The 2,736-nt window shown below is 68.5% G+C and carries 3 protein-coding genes; all 3 read right to left on the reverse strand.

The window, feature by feature from the left end; translation table 11 throughout:
* Positions 1 to 75: 75 nt before the first annotated feature.
* Positions 76 to 747 (reverse strand): DUF6461 domain-containing protein, encoded by a 672-nt coding sequence (locus tag AB0F18_RS39015; protein ID WP_362070242.1) that lies wholly within the window; start codon positions 745 to 747, stop codon positions 76 to 78.
* 330 nt (positions 748 to 1,077) lie between these two features.
* Complete coding sequence (locus AB0F18_RS39020; protein ID WP_362070245.1) at positions 1,078 to 1,275, reverse strand: hypothetical protein; 198 nt, start codon at positions 1,273 to 1,275, stop codon at positions 1,078 to 1,080.
* Between the two features lie 532 nt (positions 1,276 to 1,807).
* Positions 1,808 to 2,470 carry a hypothetical protein gene (locus AB0F18_RS39025; RefSeq protein ID WP_362070248.1) on the reverse strand — a complete coding sequence of 221 codons (663 nt, stop codon included), beginning with the start codon at positions 2,468 to 2,470 and terminating at the stop codon, positions 1,808 to 1,810.
* Positions 2,471 to 2,736 lie beyond the last annotated feature (266 nt).

The following is a 2,736-nucleotide window of genomic DNA, read 5'->3' on the forward strand; positions in this document are numbered from 1 at the left end:
GACTTTTGTCCGCGGACAAAAGTCGGGGACTCCCCCACGGCCGCAGGTTCGAGGGGTCGCAGCCACGGCGCGGCGTCACGGCAGCACTACGAGGCTCCCGCTTCCCTTGATCTGCTCTTCCGGGACCACGGCCGTGATGTACTCCGCCTGCCGCAGCAGCTCCTCCGTGAGGCGAACGCCGGTAAGGCGTTCGGTGAGCGCCAGCACAGCCGCCTTCCGGTCGACGTCCGGGTTCTGGTCGCCGGAGGGATTGAGGCCGACTTCCCTCATCCGCTGGTTCAGGTCATCGGGAGTGGTGCCGGTCCTGTCGCCGGGCCACTCGAAGGTGGTGCGCAGCAGTCCGTTCTCGTACCAGTGGAAGAAGTCCATGGGCTTGCCGCCGTTGCTGGAGTGGGAGACCGCGCGGGTCCCGTACGAGAGGGGTTCCATGAAACTGTCTCGTGTGCCCAGCCCGCCGCCGAACTCCAGTGCCAGGGTCCAGGTGCCGGCCGGGCTGGGGAGGGTGAGGGTTCCTGTGAGGAAGGCGTCGGGCCAGTGGTCGAACTCGTCCAGCAGCTCCCAGTGGCACTCGACCAGTTCGTCGAACCCGTGACACCTTCCGCTCGCCTCGGCGCCTGCCAGTGCGTAGAGCTTCTCGGGCGAGACTCCCTGTACCAAGGTCAGTGTGTAGCCGACCTCCATTGCGAACTTGAACAGGGAGGATGGGGAGCGTATCCAGCTGTAGTCGGCTGCGGTGGCTGTGGTCATGCGTCGCATCCTGGCAGCTCCCACTGACAGAGCATGCTGAGACGAGACGGGGCGCGCCGGACGGTGCGGGGCATCATGTGCTCCGACTTTTGTCCGCGGACAAAAGTCGCCCTCTGCGACGAGAGGCTCGCGGCGCCGCTGACGAGCACTGCCCGTCGAACAGGGTTGGGTGGCGCCGGCGATCGCCCGCCGACCGGTCACCATGACGCCCTTCAGGCGGTCCCTGAAGGGCGTCGACTTTTGTCCGCGGACAAAAGTCGGAGGCTTCCCGCCCGTGCGGTGGGGCCCTTGGGGAGGGGAGCGGGGCCGGCTTGCTGGTCGGCTATGGGGTCAGCACTCGGACGGGTCTTGGCCGGGATCGGTCACGGGGTGCGGTACGAACAGGCTCAGCCGGTGGGTGTTCGGGAACATCAGGCGCCCGCAGAAGTTGTCGATCCGTACGGCGGACCAGTCGATCTGCGGGTCCGATTCTCGGAGACGGTGGACGTACGCGCGGAACTCGGACTCGTCCTGTGTCTCGAAGAGCACGTCCCATCGGCCTGTCGTCTCGGCTGTGAAGCGCGCCGCGGCTCGCTCCGCCTCGCGCTTCTGCCGCTGTCTTCTCTTCCGCTGCCCGGGCATCGCCCCAGCATCGTTGGCTGGCTGCCGTCGCTGCAAGGTCATTCGCCGTCGGCGGAGGGGGCCGCTTCACACGCTGTCCCGGACGCGGTGTCAGGTGATGAGCTGGTTGGGATGTCGGGGGGCTGCGGCCGCCACCGCCGTCGTGGGGACTCTGCTCGGTGCTGAACGCGGCGCTGCCGATTCCGAGGCGGCCCTCGCCACGCGGGCAGAGTCGTACCGGCTCTCTACGTCGAACTCCGCAGCAGCCCCTTCCGGCTCCGCCTCGTCGCCACTGGGCCGCGGGCACAGAGCCTCGCCGAGCAGCGTGCGGAGATAGGTGAGGACGCGGGAGATCTTCCTCGCTGCCGGCTGGCGGGAAGGGGCGGTCGGCCCCGACTTTTGTCCGCGGACAAAAGTCGGGGCACAGGAGCGGCGCCGAAGCTGCCGCTCCAGGCACATGTCAGGTCGTACCGGTGGCGGGAGTCTGGCCGACGCGGTAGATCCGTTCGCGGAGTTCCGTCTCGGCCCAGTCCAGGTCGGCGCGTAGGTCGAGCCAAACCCGGTCCTTGCGCTCGGCGGGCTGGTCGAGGCTGACGGCGACCCAGGAGAAGGCGCCCTGGAGGGTCTCCCTTGGGTGTTCGGGGCTGGCCACGGAAAGGGCGAAGGACAGGGCGATACCGGCTCGGGTGACGGTCATGCGGTTCGGATCGGCCGGGTGCGGGCGGCCTCCGGTGAGGTAGCGCGGAGCGTCGAGGATCTTGATCCATTCCAGGACCGCTCCCTGGACCTGCCTGTCCAAGATCCCGGCGATGGAGTCGCGTACGGCGGCTCCGGGCTGTTCGGCGAGCCAGTCCAGCCAATGCCCGGAATCCGTGAGCTTGGAGAAGTCGTCCTTCGGCGGGCCGTAGTTCGGGTTCTCGACGAACTCGCCGGTCAGCTTCCCGTCCTCGCCGACCACCCAGTACCCCTGCACGGCTTCCCCCGGAACGTAGCCGTTCGGGTCGCCGACGAGGGCGGGGTCGATCACCGCGACCGACCCGCCCGGGTTCGCGGCGGCCGCCGCGACGAGCTCGGGCGGAGGCGACTGCAGGATGCGACGCCGCTCGGCTGATATGCCCCCCATGTGGAAACCCTTCGTCTGGTTCGTCCGGGGAGGTCAGCGCCACCCCGCTCGGTGCATGTTTCCATGCTCGCTGTCTGGTTGGCGGCTCAAGGTCTGTGGAATGCGGACGGGACAGTCGTCGCAGGGGTGTCTGAGTGGCGGCGACATCAGGGCCGCCGTCCGACTCCGGCCAAGCCGGTCGAGATTCGGGTTGCTTGCGGGGCGGCGTGGAACTGGGCGACGGGCGACGCGAACGGCCCCGACTTTTGTCCGCGGACAAAAGTCGG

The sequence above is a fragment of the Streptomyces sp. NPDC029216 genome, from assembly GCF_040648015.1.
Classification (GTDB): Bacteria; Actinomycetota; Actinomycetes; order Streptomycetales; family Streptomycetaceae; genus Streptomyces.